Annotated in this window: 18 protein-coding genes; 17 read left to right on the top strand and 1 reads right to left on the bottom strand. The window is 70.6% G+C overall.

Features of this window, described 5'->3' with window-relative positions; genetic code table 11:
- Positions 1 to 136 precede the first annotated feature (136 nt).
- The 4 genes from ACIBJF_RS00565 to nusB all read left to right on the top strand — a co-directional run bounded on the left by ACIBJF_RS00565 (position 137) and on the right by nusB (position 3,334).
- Complete coding sequence (locus ACIBJF_RS00565; RefSeq protein ID WP_399171458.1) at positions 137 to 1,021, top strand: Pro-rich N-terminal domain-containing protein; 885 nt, start codon at positions 137 to 139, stop codon at positions 1,019 to 1,021.
- A 129-nt stretch (positions 1,022 to 1,150) separates the two neighbouring features.
- Positions 1,151 to 2,281 (top strand): aminopeptidase P family protein, encoded by a 1,131-nt coding sequence (locus tag ACIBJF_RS00560; protein WP_399171457.1) that lies wholly within the window; start codon positions 1,151 to 1,153, stop codon positions 2,279 to 2,281.
- A 49-nt stretch (positions 2,282 to 2,330) separates the two neighbouring features.
- On the top strand, positions 2,331 to 2,897 hold the full coding sequence (gene efp, locus ACIBJF_RS00555; RefSeq protein ID WP_014671526.1) for an elongation factor P: 567 nt from the start codon (positions 2,331 to 2,333) through the stop codon (positions 2,895 to 2,897).
- A gap of 2 nt (positions 2,898 to 2,899) precedes the next feature.
- Positions 2,900 to 3,334 carry a transcription antitermination factor NusB gene (nusB, locus tag ACIBJF_RS00550; RefSeq protein ID WP_351813130.1) on the top strand — a complete coding sequence of 145 codons (435 nt, stop codon included), beginning with the start codon at positions 2,900 to 2,902 and terminating at the stop codon, positions 3,332 to 3,334.
- Positions 3,335 to 3,488: 154 nt separating this feature from the next.
- Here nusB and bldD read toward each other — a convergent pair whose 3' ends face one another.
- Complete coding sequence (gene bldD / locus ACIBJF_RS00545; RefSeq protein WP_014671524.1) at positions 3,489 to 3,992, bottom strand: transcriptional regulator BldD; 504 nt, start codon at positions 3,990 to 3,992, stop codon at positions 3,489 to 3,491.
- Between the two features lie 253 nt (positions 3,993 to 4,245).
- On the opposite strand from bldD, the gene pyrR reads away from it, so the two are divergent.
- The 13 genes from pyrR to metK all read left to right on the top strand — a co-directional run bounded on the left by pyrR (position 4,246) and on the right by metK (position 18,548).
- Positions 4,246 to 4,827, top strand: a complete 582-nt coding sequence (pyrR, locus tag ACIBJF_RS00540) for a bifunctional pyr operon transcriptional regulator/uracil phosphoribosyltransferase PyrR (protein WP_399171456.1) — start codon at positions 4,246 to 4,248, stop codon at positions 4,825 to 4,827.
- Between the two features lie 90 nt (positions 4,828 to 4,917).
- Entirely contained in the window at positions 4,918 to 5,895 is a 978-nt protein-coding gene (locus ACIBJF_RS00535; protein ID WP_399171454.1) for an aspartate carbamoyltransferase catalytic subunit, read from the top strand.
- A 5-nt stretch (positions 5,896 to 5,900) separates the two neighbouring features.
- Entirely contained in the window at positions 5,901 to 7,187 is a 1,287-nt protein-coding gene (locus ACIBJF_RS00530; protein ID WP_399171453.1) for a dihydroorotase, read from the top strand.
- Positions 7,184 to 7,744 (top strand): hypothetical protein, encoded by a 561-nt coding sequence (locus ACIBJF_RS00525; RefSeq protein ID WP_365332701.1) that lies wholly within the window; start codon positions 7,184 to 7,186, stop codon positions 7,742 to 7,744. The genes ACIBJF_RS00530 and ACIBJF_RS00525 overlap by 4 nt, the downstream gene beginning before the upstream one ends.
- Entirely contained in the window at positions 7,741 to 8,883 is a 1,143-nt protein-coding gene (gene carA / locus ACIBJF_RS00520) for a glutamine-hydrolyzing carbamoyl-phosphate synthase small subunit (protein WP_399171452.1), read from the top strand. The genes ACIBJF_RS00525 and carA overlap by 4 nt, the downstream gene beginning before the upstream one ends.
- Positions 8,876 to 12,184: a carbamoyl-phosphate synthase large subunit gene (gene carB / locus ACIBJF_RS00515; RefSeq protein WP_399171451.1), complete on the top strand. Its 3,309-nt coding sequence runs from the start codon at positions 8,876 to 8,878 to the stop codon at positions 12,182 to 12,184. Before carA ends, carB begins: the two co-directional genes overlap by 8 nt.
- A 51-nt stretch (positions 12,185 to 12,235) precedes the next feature.
- Entirely contained in the window at positions 12,236 to 13,342 is a 1,107-nt protein-coding gene (locus ACIBJF_RS00510) for a quinone-dependent dihydroorotate dehydrogenase (protein ID WP_399171450.1), read from the top strand.
- On the top strand, positions 13,339 to 14,184 hold the full coding sequence (pyrF, locus tag ACIBJF_RS00505) for an orotidine-5'-phosphate decarboxylase (RefSeq protein WP_399171449.1): 846 nt from the start codon (positions 13,339 to 13,341) through the stop codon (positions 14,182 to 14,184). The genes ACIBJF_RS00510 and pyrF overlap by 4 nt, the downstream gene beginning before the upstream one ends.
- Positions 14,185 to 14,483: 299 nt before the next feature.
- On the top strand, positions 14,484 to 14,807 hold the full coding sequence (locus ACIBJF_RS00500) for an integration host factor (protein WP_003977346.1): 324 nt from the start codon (positions 14,484 to 14,486) through the stop codon (positions 14,805 to 14,807).
- Between the two features lie 60 nt (positions 14,808 to 14,867).
- Positions 14,868 to 15,425, top strand: coding sequence for a guanylate kinase (gmk, locus tag ACIBJF_RS00495; protein WP_388626135.1), 558 nt, complete (start codon positions 14,868 to 14,870; stop codon positions 15,423 to 15,425).
- A gap of 52 nt (positions 15,426 to 15,477) precedes the next feature.
- Positions 15,478 to 15,750, top strand: coding sequence for a DNA-directed RNA polymerase subunit omega (gene rpoZ / locus ACIBJF_RS00490; RefSeq protein ID WP_003982715.1), 273 nt, complete (start codon positions 15,478 to 15,480; stop codon positions 15,748 to 15,750).
- 125 nt (positions 15,751 to 15,875) lie between these two features.
- Positions 15,876 to 17,078, top strand: a complete 1,203-nt coding sequence (gene coaBC / locus ACIBJF_RS00485) for a bifunctional phosphopantothenoylcysteine decarboxylase/phosphopantothenate--cysteine ligase CoaBC (protein WP_399171448.1) — start codon at positions 15,876 to 15,878, stop codon at positions 17,076 to 17,078.
- Positions 17,079 to 17,339: 261 nt separating this feature from the next.
- Entirely contained in the window at positions 17,340 to 18,548 is a 1,209-nt protein-coding gene (gene metK / locus ACIBJF_RS00480; RefSeq protein WP_399171447.1) for a methionine adenosyltransferase, read from the top strand.
- The last annotated feature ends 53 nt before the right edge of the window (positions 18,549 to 18,601 follow it).

The raw sequence follows: 18,601 nt of genomic DNA, 5'->3' as shown, positions 1-18,601 counted from the left end.
CCTTTGCCGGACCGGGCACTTCGGGCCGCCCCCGACCGTTTCACCAATCGACGGCGGGGGACGGTACCGTTCGGTAGGCAGCGGGTTCCGGCCCGCTGCCGGCACGAATTGCCTGTACGAGACGGAGTGGCAACGGATGCAGCACGCAGTGGGGTCTCCGCTGCCGCCGCCCCACCGGCCGGGGCAGGTGCCGCACGCCGGCTGGGCGCCGGCCGCACACCACCCGGGCCCGCACCCGGGCGCCTCCCAGGGGCCCGTCCCCGTGCCCCCGCCACCGGGCTTCCCCACCCCCACCGGCGCCGTCCCGCCGACGCCCCCGCAACCCCCGGCGCCCCAGCCACCGGCCGCCCAGCCCGCCGCCCCGCCACCCCCCGACACCACCGGTCACGTCCCGCTGCCGCCCGGGGGCCCCGTCGGCGTGCCCACCGCGCCCCCATCTCCCGCCGCCGCCCCGGACCCGGGGACCACCACCCTCGCCGTCCTGCTGATCGGCCCGGCGGGCGCCGGCAAGACCAGCGTGGCCAAGTACTGGGCGGACCACCGCCGCGTGCCCACCGCTCACATCAGCCTGGACGACGTCCGCGAATGGGTCCGCTCGGGCTTCGCCGACCCCCAGTCCGGCTGGAACGACAACTCCGAGGCCCAGTACCGCCTGGCCCGCCGCACCTGCGGCTTCGCCGCCCGCAACTTCCTCGCCAACGGCATCTCCTGCATCCTGGACGACGCGGTCTTCCCGGACCGGCCGGTCGTCGGCCTCGGCGGCTGGAAACGCCACGTGGGCCCCGGCCTGCTGCCCGTCGTCCTCCTCCCCGGCCTGGACATCGTCCTGGAGCGCAACGCCGAACGCACCGGCAACCGCCGCCTCACCGACGAGGAGGTGGCCCGCATCCACGGCCGCATGGCCGGCTGGTACGGCTCGGGCCTGCCGATCGTCGACAACTCCCAGCTGGACATCCCCGGCACGGCCCGTGTTCTGGACGAGGTCCTGGCCAGGGCGATAGCGAGCCCACCGAGCTGGTGAGCAGGGAAACCGAGGTGCCGTGAGGAGCGCGCCGGCACCCGGCCACGGCATCGCCCCCCACCTGCCCCGCAACCCCACTCGGCCCCCACAAATCGGGCATAACCGCCATAAAACTCCTACGCTCATCTCATGTCAGAGGTGTACGCGACCCGCCGATCCCGGCTGAGAGACCACTTCACCGCGGCCGGCACCGCGGCAGCGCTCGTCACCCGCCCAGCCAACGTGCGCTACCTCGCCGCCGCAGCCCCGCAGGGCTCCGCGCTGCTGCTCGGCAAACGCGAGGACCTCCTCGTATGCATCGGCCAGCCCGATGACCGCCCCGCCGAGGGCCGCCCGGACGAGAACCTGCGCCTCCATGTCCTCCCGCCGAACGGCGTCGGTGCCGGCAGCGGCATCGGCGGCGACGCCGCGGTCGTCGCGGCGGGCCTGGCCGTGGCCCAGGAGGCCGACTCCCTGGCCGTCGAGGAACACCACCTCACGGTCACCCGGCACCGAGCGATCGCCTCGGCCGCTCCGACGCTCCGCCTCGGCGACCTCGGCGGAGCCGTGGAGCAGCTCAGGGTGGTCAAGGACGAGGAGGAGATCTCCTGCCTCCGCATCGGCGCCGAGATCGCCGACCAGGCCCTCGGCGAGCTGCTCGAGTCCATCCTGGTCGGCCGCACCGAACGGCACCTCGCCCTGGAGCTGGAGCGCCGCCTGGTCGACCACGGCGCCGACGGGCCGGCCTTCCCCACCTCCGTCGCGACCGGCCCGAACTCCGGCCGTCGCGGGCACCGGCCCACCGACCGGCGGGTGGAGGAGGGTGACTTCCTCTCGGTGTGCCTGGGCGCGACCTACCGCGGCTACCGCTGCGAGATCGGCCGTACCTTCGTCATCGGCACCTCGCCCGCCGAGTGGCAGATCGAGCTGTACGACCTCGTCTTCGCCGCCCAGCGCGCCGGACGCGAGTCCCTGGCACCCGGCGCCGCCTACCGCGACGTGGACCGTGCGGCCCGCCACATACTGGACTCCGCCGGCTATGCGGAGGCACTGCCACCGCTGACCGGACACGGCGTCGGACTCGAAATCGACGAGGACCCGCAGTTGGCCCCCGCCGCCATGGGTAAACTGGACGCTTGCGTGCCGGTCACCGTCGAACCCGGGGTCCACCTCCCGGGCCGGGGCGGCGTCCGGATCGATGACACGCTCGTCGTACGCCCCGAGGCGGACGGCGGACCCGAGCTACTCACCATCACGACCAAGGAGCTGCTCGCCCTCTAGGCAGTGGCGTGCGCCGGGGTCGTACGTCAGTCCAGGAGATTCCGCAACCGTGGCTTCCACGAACGACCTCAAGAACGGCATGGTGCTCAAGCTCGAAGGCGGCCAGCTCTGGTCCGTCGTCGAGTTCCAGCACGTCAAGCCCGGCAAGGGCCCGGCCTTCGTGCGCACCAAGCTGAAGAACGTGCTGTCCGGCAAGGTGGTCGACAAGACCTTCAACGCCGGCGTCAAGGTCGAGACCGCCACTGTCGACAAGCGCGACATGCAGTTCTCGTACATGGACGGCGAGTACTTCGTCTTCATGGACATGGAGACCTACGACCAGCTGCACATCGACAGGAAGGCCGTCGGCGACGCCGCGAACTTCCTCGTCGAGGGCTTCACCGCCACCGTCGCGCAGCACGAGGGCGAGGTTCTCTTCGTCGAGCTGCCCGCCGCGGTCGAGCTGACCATCGCCGAGACCGAGCCGGGCGTCCAGGGCGACCGCTCCACCGGTGGCACCAAGCCCGCCACCCTGGAGACCGGTCACCAGATCCAGGTCCCGCTCTTCATCACCACCGGTGAGAAGATCAAGGTCGACACCCGTACGAGCGACTACCTCGGCCGGGTGAACAGCTAACCGTGGCTGCCCGCAACACGGCCCGCAAGCGCGCCTTCCAGATCCTCTTCGAGGGCGACCAGCGCGGCGCCGACGTCCTGACGGTCCTCGCGGACTGGATCCGGCTGTCCCGGTCCGACACCCGGCAGCCGCCGGTCAGCGAGTACACGATGCAGCTGGTCGAGGGATACGCCGAGCACGCGAGGCGGATCGACGAGCTGATCGCCCAGTACGCGGTCGGCTGGACGCTCGACCGGATGCCGGTCGTGGACCGCAACATCCTGCGGCTGGGCGCGTACGAGCTGATCTGGGTCGACGAGACCCCGGACGCCGTCGTCCTGGACGAGATGGTGCAGCTGGCGAAGGAGTTCTCCACCGACGAGTCGCCGTCGTTCGTGAACGGCCTGCTGGGCCGCTTGAAGGAACTCAAGCCGTCCCTGCGCCGGGACCAGGCGTAACCGCCCGGCACGCCAGCGCCTGAGGGCCCGCAGCACGCTTGTGCTGCGGGCCCTCAGGCGTTCTTCCGACGACCGCGAAAACGCCGCCGGGGTGGTCGGAACCGCAAAGTTCCGACCACCCCGGCGGCACGTTTCTGCTCAGGTGTCGAGCGGCTCAGGCCTCTTCGTGCGTGGCCACCGCGCGGCGCGCGTCCGCGTCCAGGACACCCCAGCTGATCAGCTGCTCGGTGAGGACCGAGGGGGACTGGTCGTAGATGACGGCGAGTGTGCGCAGGTCGTCCTGGCGGATGGAGAGCACCTTGCCGTTGTAGTCACCGCGCTGGGACTGGATCGTGGCCGCGTAGCGCTGGAGGGGGCCCGCCTTCTCGGCCGGCACGGTGGCCAGCCGCTCCAGGTCCAGGACCAGCTTCGGCGGCGGCTCGGCGGCGCCGCCCGGCGTGGTGCCCGGCAGCAGCTCCTGCACCGGAACGCCATAGAAATCGGCCAGCTCGGCGAGCCGCTGCACGGTCACCGCACGGTCGCCACGCTCGTAGGACCCGACCACCACGGCCTTCCAGCGACCCTGGGACTTCTCCTCGACACCGTGGAGGGAAAGGCCCTGCTGGGTGCGGATGGCCCGGAGCTTGGCCCCGAGCTGTTTGGCGTATTCGCTGGACATATAGCTCCCCGGACACTGTGTCGACGCGGCCGGACTGGCTTCCCGCCGCGCGGCTGGTAACTCACTGTGAGGTTACGCAGCGTGACACTCCTGCGTCAAGCCGAATGGTCCACACCGACTCTTCCGTGGTGGTGACGGCCCGCTGGGCCAGGGGGGTGATCGGGGGCTGCCTCATGACCTGCTAGGGTTGATGGCGCAAATCAGACGTCCTTTAAGGTCCGTCCCGTGAGGCGGAGAAGGAGGTCCTTTTCGTATGGACAAGCAGGACTCGCACGCCACTGCGCATGCGTCCGATGCGCGGCCCGTTCTCGAGGGCCCCGACATCGCGCGGGTGCTGACCCGTATCGCCCACGAGATCGTCGAGCGCGCCAAGGGCGCCGACGACGTCGTGCTCCTCGGCATCCCGACCCGGGGCGTCTTCCTCGCCCAGCGGCTCGCCGTCAAACTGGAGCAGATCACCGACCGCAAGATGCCGGTCGGTTCCCTCGACATCACCATGTACCGCGACGACCTGCGCATGCACCCGCCGCGTGCGCTGGCCCGCACCGAGATCCCCGGTGACGGCATCGACCGCAAGCTGGTCGTCCTCGTCGACGACGTGCTCTTCTCGGGCCGCACCATCCGCGCCGCCCTCGACGCCCTGAACGACATCGGGCGCCCCCGTGCGGTCCAGCTCGCGGTCCTGGTCGACCGCGGCCATCGTGAACTGCCCATCCGCGCCGACTACGTCGGCAAGAACCTCCCCACGTCGCTGCGGGAGACGGTCAAGGTCCAGCTCGCCGAGGAGGACGGTCGCGACACCGTGCTGCTCGGCGTGAAGCAGACCGGCCAGTAGCAGATCCGGCGCAGGGCCGCTCCGGCGTGCCCACATGCGTAGCGGATTGCCTGAATTCTCCCGATTGAACTGCCTTACGGAGCCTGACAGATGCAGCGCCATCTCATCTCGGCCGCCGACCTCACCCGCGACGACGCCGTCCTGATCCTCGACACCGCCGAGGAGATGGCCCGGGTCGCCGACCGGCCGATCAAGAAGCTGCCGACCCTGCGCGGCCGCACCGTCGTCAACCTCTTCTTCGAGGACTCCACGCGCACGCGGATCTCCTTCGAGGCCGCAGAGAAGCGCCTGTCCGCCGACGTCATCAACTTCTCCGCCAAGGGGTCGAGCGTCTCCAAGGGCGAGTCCCTGAAGGACACCGCCCAGACCCTGGAGGCCATGGGCGTCGACGCCGTCGTCATCCGGCACGGCGCCTCGGGGGCCCCGTACCGCCTGGCGAACTCCGGCTGGATCGACGCGGCGGTCATCAACGCCGGCGACGGCACCCACCAGCACCCCACCCAGGCCCTCCTGGACGCCTTCACCATGCGCCGTCGGCTGATCGGCCGGGACGCGGGGCTCGGCCAGGACCTGGCCGGCAAGCGGATCACCATCGTCGGCGACGTCCTGCACAGCCGGGTCGCCCGCTCCAACGTGGACCTGCTGCACACCCTCGGCGCCGAGGTCACCCTGGTCGCCCCGCCCACCCTGGTGCCGGTCGGCGTCGAGACCTGGCCCTGCGAGGTGTCGTACGACCTCGACAGCACGCTGCCCAAGTGCGACGCCGTGATGATGCTCCGCGTCCAGCGCGAGCGGATGAACGCCGCCTTCTTCCCGACCGAGCGCGAGTACTCCCGCCGCTACGGCCTGGACGGCGACCGCATGGCCAAGCTGCCCGAGCACGCCGTCGTGATGCACCCCGGCCCGATGGTGCGCGGCATGGAGATCACCGCCGAGGTCGCCGACTCCGACCGCTGCACCGCCGTCGAGCAGGTCGCCAACGGCGTCTCCATCCGGATGGCCGTGCTGTACCTGCTGCTCGGTGGCAACGAGCCCGCCGTCACCCACTCTCGTACCGAGGAGAAGTAAGACCCATGAGCAAGATCCTGATCCGTGGTGCGAAGGTGCTCGGCGGCGAGCCGCAGGACGTGCTGATCGACGGCGAGACCGTCGCCGAGGTGGGCACCGGGCTGTCCGCCGAGGGCGCCGAGGTCGTGGAGGCCGGCGGCAAGGTGCTGCTGCCGGGCCTGGTCGACCTGCACACCCACCTGCGCGAGCCGGGCCGCGAGGACTCCGAGACGGTCCTGACCGGCACCCGCGCCGCCGCCTCCGGCGGCTACACCGCCGTCTTCGCCATGGCCAACACCTTCCCCGTCGCCGACACCGCCGGTGTCGTCGAGCAGGTCTGGCGGCTCGGCCGGGAGCACGGCTACTGCGACGTACAGCCCATAGGCGCCGTCACCGTCGGCCTGGAGGGCAGGAAGCTCGCCGAGCTGGGCGCCATGCACGAGTCCGCCGCCGGGGTCACCGTCTTCTCCGACGACGGCAAGTGCGTGGACGACGCGGTGATCATGCGCCGCGCGCTGGAGTACGTGAAGGCCTTCGGCGGCGTCGTCGCCCAGCACGCGCAGGAGCCGCGCCTCACCGAGGGCGCCCAGATGAACGAGGGCGTCGTCTCCGCCGAGCTGGGCCTGGGCGGCTGGCCGGCCGTCGCCGAGGAGTCGATCATCGCGCGGGACGTGCTGCTCGCCGAGCACGTCGGCTCCCGCGTCCACGTCTGCCACCTGTCGACCGCCGGGTCCGTCGAGATCGTCCGCTGGGCCAAGTCCCGCGGCATCCAGGTCACCGCCGAGGTCACCCCGCACCACCTGCTCCTCACCGACGAACTGGTGCGCACGTACAACCCGGTCTACAAGGTCAACCCGCCGCTGCGCACCGAGCGGGACGTGCACGCCCTGCGCGAGGCCCTGGCGGACGGCACGATCGACATCGTCGCCACCGACCACGCCCCGCACCCGCACGAGGACAAGGACTGCGAGTGGGCCGCGGCCGCCATGGGGATGGTGGGCCTGGAGACCGCGTTGTCAGTGGTCCAGGAGACCATGGTCGACACGGGCCTGCTGGACTGGGCCGGCGTCGCCGACCGGATGTCCGTCAAGCCCGCGCAGATCGGACAGGCCACCGGGCACGGCCGTCCCGTCTCGGCTGGTGAGCCCGCCAACCTCACCCTCGTCGACACGGAATACCGTGGCCAGGTGGACCCCGCGGGCTTCGCCTCGCGCAGCCGCAACACCCCCTACGAGGGACGTGAGCTGCCGGGCCGTGTGACGCACACGTGGCTGCGGGGCAAGGCCACGCTCGTCGACGGGAAGCTCACGTGACACCTGTAATCCTGCTGGCCGAGGCCAAGAGGTCGGCCGAGGTCACCGACTGGCCGGCCCGCATCGGCTGGCTCGTCGGACTCGCGCTCTTCATCGCGCTCGTCTACTGGCTGATGCGCGAGGGCTGGAAGTGGCGCGGCACCCTCCAGAGCGACCTGCCCGCGCCGCCCGGCGCGCCGGAGGAGACCGGCCCGGCCAGACTGAGCATGAGCGGCCGCTACCACGGCTCCACCACGGCCGGCCAGTGGCTGGACCGCATCGTGGCCCACGGCCTGGGCACCCGCAGCCGGGCCGAGCTCACCCTGACCGACCAAGGGCTGGAGGTCGAGCGTCCCGGAGCGAGCGACTTCTTCATCCCCACCGCCGCGCTGCGCGGAGCCCGGCTGGACAAGGGCATCGCCGGCAAAGTCCTCACCGAGGGCGGACTGCTGGTGGTGACCTGGGAGCTCGGCGACAAGCTGATCGACTCCGGTTTCCGCTCGGACCGCTCGGCCGAGCACACCGAGTGGGTCGACACCCTGAACCACATGATCAACGACACGGAAGGCGCACGATGACGACCTCCACCAGGGGAGCTGCCAGGGTTCCCGCCGTACTCGTCCTGGAGGACGGCCGCATCTTCCGCGGCCGTGCCTATGGGGCCGTGGGGGAGACCTTCGGCGAGGCCGTGTTCTCCACCGGCATGACCGGCTACCAGGAGACCCTGACCGACCCGTCGTACGACCGGCAGATCGTCGTCGCGACCGCGCCGCAGATCGGCAACACGGGCTGGAACGACGAGGACGACGAGTCGAGCCGCATCTGGGTCTCCGGCTACGTCGTGCGCGACCCCGCGCGCGTGCCGTCCAACTGGCGCGCCAAGCGCTCCCTGGACGACGAGCTGGAGCGCCAGGGCGTGGTCGGCATCTCCGGCATCGACACCCGCGCCCTCACCCGCCACCTGCGCGAGCGCGGCTCGATGCGCGCCGGCGTCTTCTCCGGCGAGGCGATCGCCGCCGAGTCCGAGCTCCTCGCGCGCGTGCTGGCCCAGCCGCACATGAAGGGCGCGAGCCTCTACGAGGAGGTCGCGACCAAGGAGGCGTACGTCGTCCCCGCGATCGGCGAGAAGCGCTTCACCGTCGCCGCCATCGACCTCGGCATCAAGGGCATGACCCCGCAGCGGATGGCCGAGCGCGGCATCGAGGTGCACGTGCTGCCCGCCACCGCCACGGCCGACGAGGTCTACGCGGTCGGCCCGGACGGCGTGTTCTTCTCCAACGGCCCCGGCGACCCGGCGACCGCCGACGGCCCGGTCGCGCTGATGAGCGTCGTCCTGGAGAGGAAGACGCCGCTGTTCGGCATCTGCTTCGGCAACCAGATCCTCGGCCGCGCCCTCGGCTTCGGCACCTACAAGCTGAAGTACGGCCACCGGGGCATCAACCAGCCGGTCCAGGACCGTACGACCGGCAAGGTCGAGGTCACCGCGCACAACCACGGCTTCGCCGTGGACGCGCCGCTCGACAAGGTCAGCGAGACCAAGTTCGGCCGCGCCGAGGTCTCGCACGTCTGCCTCAACGACGACGTCGTGGAGGGGCTGCAGCTGCTCGACCAGCCGGCCTTCTCCGTCCAGTACCACCCCGAAGCGGCAGCGGGTCCGCACGACGCCGCCTACCTGTTCGACCGCTTCGTCTCCCTGATGGAGGGCCAGCGTGCCTAAGCGCACCGATATCCAGTCCGTCCTGGTCATCGGCTCCGGCCCGATCGTCATCGGCCAGGCCGCCGAGTTCGACTACTCCGGCACGCAGGCGTGCCGCGTGCTCAAGGCCGAGGGCCTTCGCGTCGTCCTCGTCAACTCCAACCCGGCGACGATCATGACCGACCCGGAGATCGCCGACGCCACCTACGTCGAGCCGATCACCCCGGAGTTCGTCGAGAAGATCATCGCCAAGGAGCGTCCCGACGCCCTGCTGCCCACCCTGGGCGGCCAGACGGCCCTGAACACCGCCATCTCGCTGCACGAGAACGGTGTCCTGGCCAAGTACGGCGTGGAGCTGATCGGCGCCAAGCCCGAGGCGATCCACAAGGGCGAGGACCGCGACCAGTTCAAGACCGTCGTGGAGGCCGTCAACGCCAAGATCGGGCACGGCGAGTCCGCCCGCTCGGTGATCTGCCACTCCATGGACGACGTCCTCGAGGGCGTCGAGCAGCTCGGCGGCTACCCGGTCGTCGTCCGGCCCTCCTTCACCATGGGCGGCGCCGGCTCCGGCTTCGCACACGACGAGGAGGAGCTGCGCCGTATCGCCGGCCAGGGCCTCACGCTCTCCCCGACCACCGAGGTGCTCCTGGAGGAGTCCATCCTCGGCTGGAAGGAGTACGAGCTGGAGTTGATGCGCGACAAGCACGACAACGTCGTGGTCGTCTGCTCCATCGAGAACTTCGACCCCATGGGCGTGCACACCGGTGACTCGATCACCGTCGCGCCCGCGATGACGCTGACCGACCGCGAGTACCAGATCCTGCGCGACATCGGCATCGCCGTCATCCGCGAGGTCGGCGTCGACACCGGCGGCTGCAACATCCAGTTCGCGGTGAACCCCGAGGACGGTCGCGTGATCGTCATCGAGATGAACCCGCGCGTGTCGCGGTCCTCCGCCCTCGCCTCCAAGGCCACCGGCTTCCCGATCGCCAAGATCGCCGCCAAGCTGGCCGTCGGCTACACGCTGGACGAGATCCCGAACGACATCACGCGGGAGACCCCGGCCTCCTTCGAGCCCACGCTCGACTACGTGGTCGTCAAGGCGCCGCGCTTCGCCTTCGAGAAGTTCCCGCAGGCCGACTCCACGCTGACCACCACCATGAAGTCGGTCGGCGAGGCCATGGCCATCGGCCGCAACTTCCCCGAGGCCTTCCAGAAGGCGCTGCGCTCGCTGGAGAAGAAGGGCAGCCAGTTCACCTTCACCGGCGAGACGGGCGACAAGGAAGCCCTGCTCCGCGAGGCCGTGCGCCCCACCGACGGCCGCATCAACACCGTCATGCAGGCCATCCGCGCGGGCGCCACGCCCGAGGAGATCTTCGAGTACACGAAGATCGACCCCTGGTTCGTGGACCAGCTCTTCCTGATCAAGGAGATCGCGGACGAGCTGGCCGAGGCACCCGAGCTGACCCGCGAGCTGCTCGCCGAGGCCAAGCGGCACGGCTTCTCCGACCAGCAGGTCGGTGAGATCCGCGGCCTGCGCGAGGACGTCGTCCGCGAGGTCCGGCACGCGCTCGGCATCCGCCCGGTCTACAAGACGGTCGACACCTGCGCCGCCGAGTTCGCCGCCAAGACGCCGTACTTCTACTCCTCCTACGACGAGGAGACCGAGGTCGCGACCCGCGAGAAGCCGGCCGTCATCATCCTCGGCTCCGGCCCCAACCGCATCGGCCAGGGCATCGAGTTCGACTACTCCTGTGTCCACGCCTCCTTCGCGCTGAGCGACGCGGGCTACGAGACCGTGATGGTCAACTGCAACCCGGAGACCGTCTCCACCGACTACGACACCTCCGACCGGCTGTACTTCGAGCCGCTGACGCTGGAGGACGTGCTGGAGATCGTCCACGCCGAGCAGCAGGCCGGACCGGTCGCGGGCGTGATCGTGCAGCTGGGCGGCCAGACCCCGCTCGGCCTGTCGCAGGCGTTGAAGGACAACGGCGTGCCGATCGTGGGCACCTCCCCCGAGGCGATCCACGCCGCCGAGGACCGCGGCGCCTTCGGCCGCGTCCTCGCCGAGGCGGGCCTGCCGGCCCCGAAGCACGGCACGGCCACCACCTTCGCCGAGGCCAAGGCCATCGCCGACGAGATCGGCTACCCGGTCCTGGTCCGGCCGTCGTACGTCCTCGGCGGGCGCGGCATGGAGATCGTCTACGACGAGACCCGCCTCGCCGCCTACATCGCCGAGTCGACCGAGATCAGCCCGTCCCGGCCGGTGCTCGTCGACCGGTTCCTGGACGACGCGATCGAGATCGACGTCGACGCGCTCTACGACGGCGAGGAGCTGTACCTCGGCGGCGTCATGGAGCACATCGAGGAGGCCGGCATCCACTCCGGCGACTCGGCGTGCGCCCTGCCCCCGATCACCCTCGGCGGCTTCGACATCAAGCGGCTGCGCGCCTCCACCGAGGCCATCGCCAAGGGCGTCGGCGTGCGCGGCCTGATCAACATCCAGTTCGCCATGGCCGGGGACATCCTCTACGTCCTGGAGGCCAACCCGCGCGCCTCCCGGACGGTCCCCTTCACCTCGAAGGCGACCGCGGTGCCGCTCGCCAAGGCCGCCGCCCGGATCTCGCTGGGCGCGACCGTCGCCGAGCTGCGCGCCGAGGGCCTGCTGCCGAAGACGGGCGACGGCGGCGAGCTGCCGCTGGACGCGCCGATCTCGGTCAAGGAGGCCGTCATGCCGTGGTCGCGCTTCCGCGACATCCACGGCCGCGGCGTCGACACCGTCCTCGGCCCGGAGATGCGCTCCACCGGCGAGGTCATGGGCATCGACTCGGTCTTCGGCACGGCGTACGCCAAGTCGCAGGCGGGTGCCTACGGCCCCCTGCCCACCAAGGGCCGTGCGTTCATCTCGGTCGCCAACCGCGACAAGCGCTCGATGATCTTCCCGGCGCGCGAGCTGGTCGCGCACGGCTTCGAGCTGCTCGCCACCTCCGGCACCGCCGAGGTCCTCAAGCGCAACGGCATCCACGCCACGGTCGTGCGCAAGCAGTCCGAGGGCACCGGCCCGAACGGCGAGAAGACAATCGTCCAGCTGATCCACGACGGCGAGGTCGACCTCATCGTCAACACCCCGTACGGCACCGGCGGCCGCCTCGACGGCTACGACATCCGTACGGCCGCGGTGGCCCGCTCCGTGCCGTGCCTGACCACGGTCCAGGCGCTCGCCGCGGCGGTCCAGGGCATCGACGCCCTCAACCACGGTGACGTGGGCGTCCGCTCGCTCCAGGAACACGCGGAACACCTGACCGCGGCCCGCGACTAGCAGCCCTGAGGGGGACACCGGAAACGGTGTCCCCCTCTTCATGAGGACACCATGTACAAGATCTTTTTCAATCTGGTCTTCAAGCGTATGGACCCCGAGAAGGCCCACTACCTGGCCTTCCGCTGGATCCGCCTCGCCGTCCGCATCCCGGTGCTGCGCACCTTCGTCGCGGCCGCCCTCGCGCCGCGCCACAAGGAGCTGCGCACTCAGGCCTTCGGGCTGCGCATGCACGGCCCCTTCGGGCTCGCCGCAGGCTTCGACAAGAACGCCGTCGCGATCGACGGCATGTCCATGCTGGGCTTCGACCACGTCGAGATCGGCACGGTCACCGGCGAGCCGCAGCCCGGCAACCCCAGGAAGCGGCTGTTCCGCCTGGTCGCGGACCGCGCGCTGATCAACCGCATGGGCTTCAACAACGACGGCTCGCTCGCCGTCGCGGCCCGCCTCGCCACCCGGGAGCCGGTCTTCAGGACGGTCGTCGGGGTCAACATCGGCAAGACCAAGGTCGTCCCGGAGGCGGAGGCCGTCGGCGACTACGTGAAGTCCGCCGAGCGCCTCGCGCCGTACGCGGACTACCTGGTCGTCAACGTCTCGTCGCCGAACACGCCCGGCCTGCGCAACCTCCAGGCGGTGGACCATCTGCGCCCGCTGCTGACCGCCGTCCGCGAGGCCGCCGACCGCACGGTGGCGAACCGGCGCGTCCCGCTGCTGGTGAAGATCGCCCCGGACCTCGCCGACGAGGACATCGACGCCGTCGCCGACCTGGCCGTGGAGCTGGGCCTGGACGGCATCATCGCGACCAACACCACCATCGCGCGCGAGGGACTTGGTTTGAGATCCCAACCCTCGCTGGTGAAGGAGGCCGGCGGGCTGTCCGGCGCCCCGCTCAAGGCGCGCTCCCTGGAGGTCCTGCGCCGCCTGTACGCGCGCGTGGGCGACCGGATCACCCTCGTGGGTGTGGGCGGCATCGAGACGGCCGAGGACGCCTGGCAGCGCATTCTGGCCGGTGCCACGCTGGTCCAGGGCTACAGCGCCTTCGTCTACGAGGGCCCCTTCTGGTCCCGAGCGATCCACAAGGGTCTCGCCGCGCGCCTGCGCACCAGCCCGTACGCCACCCTCGCCGACGCGGTCGGCGCCGACGTGAGGAAGCCCGCATGACCTCGTACGAGCCCTTCGGCGCCCGGCTGCGCCGCGCCATGGACGAGCGCGGCCCGCTGTGCGTCGGCATCGACCCGCACGCCTCCCTGCTCGCGGAGTGGGGCCTGAACGACGAAGTGGCCGGTCTGGAGCGGTTCAGCCGCACGGTCGTCGAGGCGGTGGCCGACCGGGTCGCCGTGATGAAGCCGCAGAGCGCCTTCTTCGAGCGCTTCGGCTCCCGGGGCGTCGCCGTGCTGGAGAAGGTCGTCCAGGAGGCCCGCGCGGCCGGCACCCTCGTCGTGATGGACGCCAAGCGCGGCGACATCGGCTCGACCATGGCCGGGTACGCCGAGGCCTACCTGCACAAGGACGCCCCGCTGTTCTGCGACGCCCTGACCGTCTCGCCCTACCTCGGCTACGGCTCCCTGAGCCCGGCCGTCGCGCTGGCCCGGGAGAGCGGCGCCGGCCTGTTCGTGCTGGCGCTGACCTCCAACCCCGAGGGCCCCGAGGTCCAGCACGCCATCCGCGCCGACGGCCGCACCGTGGGCGCGACCATGCTGGCCCACCTGGCCGTCGAGAACGCGGGGGAGGAGCCGCTGGGCTCCTTCGGTGCCGTGGTCGGCGCCACGGTCGGCGACCTGTCGTCGTACGACCTGGCGATCAACGGCCCGCTCCTCGCGCCCGGCGTCGGGGCACAGGGGGCGACCGCGGCCGACCTTCCCGGGGTGTTCGGGTCGGCCGTGCGCAACGTCGTGCCGAACGTCAGTCGGGGTGTGCTGCGGCACGGGCCCGACGTGGCGGCCCTGCGCGCGTCCGCGGAGCGCTTCGCGGAGGAGATCCAGGCCGCCGTCGCGGGCGCCTGAGTCCTCCGAAGGGGCCTCGGAGGACGGCGGGGCGGCGACTTGAGTGTGAATACATCCTCAAATCGGGGGCATTATGTCTGAAATGTCCGGCCTGGCGGAGGCTGACCAGGACTTTTCCGCTGTTCTCGCTGACTCTGGCGGACTTGACCGCTAGTCTCCGAGCTGTGGGGACACCCCCACACCCATCAGGTAGTGGGGGAGAACGGGCGAAGCGTGTTGCTCGTAGCTCCCCAGGTGTGGGGCGACTAGGTTCCTCACCGGTCCGTATCCGACAGTTCGACATCCGAGGTGACGTAGGCGTGGCTCTTCCGCCCCTTACCCCCGAACAGCGCGCAGCCGCGCTCGAAAAGGCCGCCGCGGCTCGCCGGGAGCGGGCCGAGGTCAAGAATCGACTCAAGCACTCCGGCGCCTCCCTGCACGAGGTCATCAAGCAGGGCCAGGAGAACGACGTCATCGGCAAGATGAAGGTCTCCGCACTGCTCGAGTCGCTGCCGGGCGTGGGCAAGGTCCGCGCCAAGCAGATCATGGAGCGTCTGGGCATCTCCGAGAGCCGCCGGGTGCGCGGTCTCGGTTCCAACCAGATCGCTTCCCTGGAGCGTGAGTTCGGCAGCACCGGCTCCTGAGTCCGGGCGCAGCCGGACCGGGAGTCCCGGGCACTCCGGGATTGCTGGAATAATCGCTGCATGAGCGAACGTCCGCGGCTGACCGTGCTCTCCGGCCCCTCGGGGGTCGGCAAGAGCACGGTCGTCGCCCATATGCGCAAGGAACACCCCGAGGTCTGGCTCTCGGTGTCGGCCACCACCCGCAAGCCGCGCCCTGGCGAGAAGCACGGAGTCCACTACTTCTTCGTCACCGACGACGAGATGGACAAGCTGATCGCCAACGGCGAGCTGCTGGAGTGGGCCGAGTTCGCCGGCAACCGCTACGGCACGCCCCGCGCGGCCGTGCTGGAGCGGCTGGAGAAGGGCGAGCCGGTTCTGCTGGAGATCGATCTGCAGGGCGCCAGGCAGGTCCGGGAGTCGATGTCCGACGCTCGGCTGGTGTTCCTGGCTCCGCCCTCCTGGGAGGAGCTGGTGCGCAGGCTCACCGGCCGGGGCACCGAGCCGCCGGAGGTCATCGAGCGCCGTCTCGAGGCGGCCAGGACCGAGCTGGCGGCCGAGCCGGAGTTCGATACGACCTTGGTCAACACCTCCGTCGAGGATGTGGCGCGCGAGCTGCTAGCCTTGATGGATGTTGTGTGATCACGAGTGTGTGATCGCGACTGATCTTTTCCCACCCATCGGAAGGTAGAGCGTGTCCTCTTCCATCACCGCGCCCGAGGGCATCATCAACCCGCCGATCGACGAGCTTCTCGAGGCCACCGACTCGAAGTACAGCCTCGTGATCTACGCGGCCAAGCGTGCCCGTCAGATCAACGCGTACTACTCGCAGCTCGGCGAGGGCCTCCTCGAGTACGTCGGTCCGCTCGTCGACACCCACGTTCACGAGAAGCCGCTCTCGATCGCCCTGCGTGAGATCAACGCGGGTCTGCTGACGTCCGAGGCCGTCGAGGGCCCCGCCCAGTAGGACCACGTAGTACCACGCAGTAGTACTTTCAGACTGCGAACGACTTATCCACAGGCCCGGCAGTCCGACTGCCGGGCCTGTGGTGTGTCATTGGGTGTGCAGGGTTCCGAGTCCGGGGAGTGAACGTGGACAAGCCGAGCGTCGTTCTGGGGGTCAGCGGCGGCATCGCCGCCTACAAGGCCTGTGAGCTGCTGAGAAGGCTCACGGAGTCGGGCCATGACGTCCGCGTGGTGCCCACCGCCTCCGCACTGCACTTCGTCGGCGCTCCCACCTGGTCCGCCCTGTCCGGCAACCCCGTCTCGACGGAGGTCTGGGACGACGTCCACGAGGTCCCGCACGTCCGCATCGGCCAGCATGCCGACCTGGTGGTCGTCGCGCCCGCCACCGCCGACATGCTCGCCAAGGCGGCCCACGGGCTCGCCGACGACCTGCTGACCAACACCCTCCTGACCGCCCGCTGCCCGGTCGTCTTCGCGCCCGCCATGCACACCGAGATGTGGGAGCACCCGGCCACCCAGGAGAACGTGGCCACCCTGCGCCGCCGCGGCGCCGTCGTCATCGAGCCCGCGGTCGGCCGGCTCACCGGCGTCGACACCGGCAAGGGCCGGCTGCCCGACCCGGTGGAGATCTTCGAGGTCTGCCGCCGGGTGCTGGCCCGCGGCGTCACCGAGCCCGACCTCATGGGGCGGCACGTCGTCGTCTCCGCCGGCGGCACCCGCGAGCCCCTCGACCCGGTCCGCTTCCTTGGCAACCGCTCCTCCGGCAAGCAGGGCTACGCCCTCGCGCGCACCGCCGCCGCCCGCGGTGCCCGGGTCACGCTCATCGCGGCCAACACCGGGCTGCCCGACCCGGCGGGGGTGGACGTCGTCCCGGTCGGCACGGCGGTCCAGCTGCGCGAGGCCGTCCTGAAGGCGGCGGCGGACGCCGACGCGGTCGTCATGGCGGCGGCCGTCGCCGACTTCCGTCCGGCGGCCTACGCCACGGGCAAGATCAAGAAGAAGGACGGCCAGGACCCCGACCCGATCGTCCTGGTCCGCAATCCGGACATCCTCGCGGAGATCTCGGCCGAGCGCGCCCGCCCCGGCCAGGTGATCGTCGGCTTCGCCGCCGAGACCGACGACGTCCTCGCCAACGGCCGCACCAAGCTCGCCCGCAAGGGCTGTGACCTGCTCGTCGTCAACGAGGTGGGGGAGCGCAAGACCTTCGGCTCCGAGGAGAACGAAGCGCTGGTGCTGGGCGCCGACGGCAGCGAGACCCCCGTGCCGCACGGCCCCAAGGAAGCCCTGGCCGACACCGTCTGGGACCTGGTCGTACGGCGGCTCGGCTGACCCGGCGTACCCCGGCCCGATCGCGAGGGCCCGTTGACGGCGGGCCCCGCGGGCCGATCAAATCTGGTGTGGCGACCCTGGCCAAGGCCGCCCGGCATTGTGCAGAATGCCCGTGCCGCTGGTCACAGCGCTCCCGAGAGGCGAGACGGGTGGCCCATCGGCCGAGTGCGACCGATAAACTGTTCACGGTCGACGCCGGGCGCAGCCCCGCGCGTCGCCGCAAATGATCAGCCAGCAGCCGCTGCAACCACAGGGAGCGTTGTGTCCCGTCGCCTGTTCACCTCGGAGTCCGTGACCGAGGGTCACCCCGACAAGATCGCTGACCAGATCAGCGACACCATTCTCGACGCGCTTCTGCGGGAGGACCCGACCTCCCGGGTCGCCGTCGAGACGCTGATCACCACCGGCCTGGTGCATGTGGCCGGCGAGGTGACGACCAAGGCCTACGCGGACATCGCGACCCTGGTCCGCAACAAGATCCTCGACATCGGCTACGACTCCTCCAAGAAGGGCTTCGACGGCGCCTCCTGCGGTGTGTCGGTGTCCATCGGCGCGCAGTCCCCGGACATCGCGCAGGGCGTGGACACGGCGTACGAGAGCCGGGTCGAGGGCGACGACGACGAGCTGGACAAGCAGGGCGCGGGCGACCAGGGCCTGATGTTCGGCTACGCGTCCGACGAGACGCCGACCCTGATGCCGCTGCCGATCTTCCTGGCGCACCGCCTGTCCAAGCGCCTGTCCGAGGTCCGCAAGAACGGCACGATCCCCTACCTGCGCCCCGACGGCAAGACGCAGGTCACCATCGAGTACGACGGCGACAAGGCGGTCCGTCTCGACACGGTCGTCGTCTCCTCGCAGCACGCCTCCGACATCGACCTGGAGTCGCTGCTGGCGCCCGACATCCGCGAGTTCGTCGTGGAGCCGGAGCTGAAGGCGCTCCTGGACGAGGGCATCAAGCTGGACACCGACGGCTACCGCCTGCTGGTCAACCCGACCGGCCGTTTCGAGATCGGCGGCCCGATGGGCGACGCCGGTCTGACCGGCCGCAAGATCATCATCGATACCTACGGCGGCATGGCCCGCCACGGCGGCGGCGCGTTCTCCGGCAAGGACCCGTCCAAGGTGGACCGCTCGGCCGCGTACGCGATGCGCTGGGTCGCCAAGAACGTGGTGGCGGCGGGCCTGGCCTCCCGCTGCGAGGTCCAGGTCGCCTACGCGATCGGCAAGGCCGAGCCGGTGGGCCTGTTCGTGGAGACCTTCGGCACCGCCAAGGTCGACGCCGAGAAGATCGAGAAGGCGATCGACGAGGTCTTCGACCTGCGCCCGGCCGCGATCATCCGCGACCTCGACCTGCTCCGCCCGATCTACTCCCAGACCGCGGCCTACGGCCACTTCGGCCGCGAGCTGCCCGACTTCACCTGGGAGCGCACGGACCGCGTGGACGCCCTGCGCGCCGCCGTGGGCCTGTAAGTCCCGAGCACCCTTCTCACCGAGGCCCGGTTCCCCTTCTCGGGGGCCGGGCT

The organism is Streptomyces sp. NPDC050743 (genome assembly GCF_044456925.1).
Lineage (GTDB): Bacteria > Actinomycetota > Actinomycetes > Streptomycetales > Streptomycetaceae > Streptomyces.
The sequence above is the reverse complement of the archived record's forward strand: the minus strand, read 5'-3'. Positions and strand labels throughout refer to the sequence as shown.

Excerpts from the sequence above, each read along its gene's own strand:
- gmk (WP_388626135.1), top strand. The coding sequence starts at position 14,868 with ATGAGCGAACGTCCGCGGCTGACCGTGCTCTCCGGCCCCTCGGGGGTC.
- ACIBJF_RS00530 (WP_399171453.1), top strand. The coding sequence starts at position 5,901 with ATGAGCAAGATCCTGATCCGTGGTGCGAAGGTGCTCGGCGGCGAGCCG.
- bldD (WP_014671524.1), bottom strand. The coding sequence starts at position 3,992 with ATGTCCAGCGAATACGCCAAACAGCTCGGGGCCAAGCTCCGGGCCATC.
- carA (WP_399171452.1), top strand. The coding sequence starts at position 7,741 with ATGACGACCTCCACCAGGGGAGCTGCCAGGGTTCCCGCCGTACTCGTC.
- pyrF (WP_399171449.1), top strand. The coding sequence starts at position 13,339 with ATGACCTCGTACGAGCCCTTCGGCGCCCGGCTGCGCCGCGCCATGGAC.
- ACIBJF_RS00565 (WP_399171458.1), top strand. The coding sequence starts at position 137 with ATGCAGCACGCAGTGGGGTCTCCGCTGCCGCCGCCCCACCGGCCGGGG.
- ACIBJF_RS00535 (WP_399171454.1), top strand. The coding sequence starts at position 4,918 with ATGCAGCGCCATCTCATCTCGGCCGCCGACCTCACCCGCGACGACGCC.
- ACIBJF_RS00510 (WP_399171450.1), top strand. The coding sequence starts at position 12,236 with ATGTACAAGATCTTTTTCAATCTGGTCTTCAAGCGTATGGACCCCGAG.
- pyrR (WP_399171456.1), top strand. The coding sequence starts at position 4,246 with ATGGACAAGCAGGACTCGCACGCCACTGCGCATGCGTCCGATGCGCGG.
- ACIBJF_RS00560 (WP_399171457.1), top strand. The coding sequence starts at position 1,151 with ATGTCAGAGGTGTACGCGACCCGCCGATCCCGGCTGAGAGACCACTTC.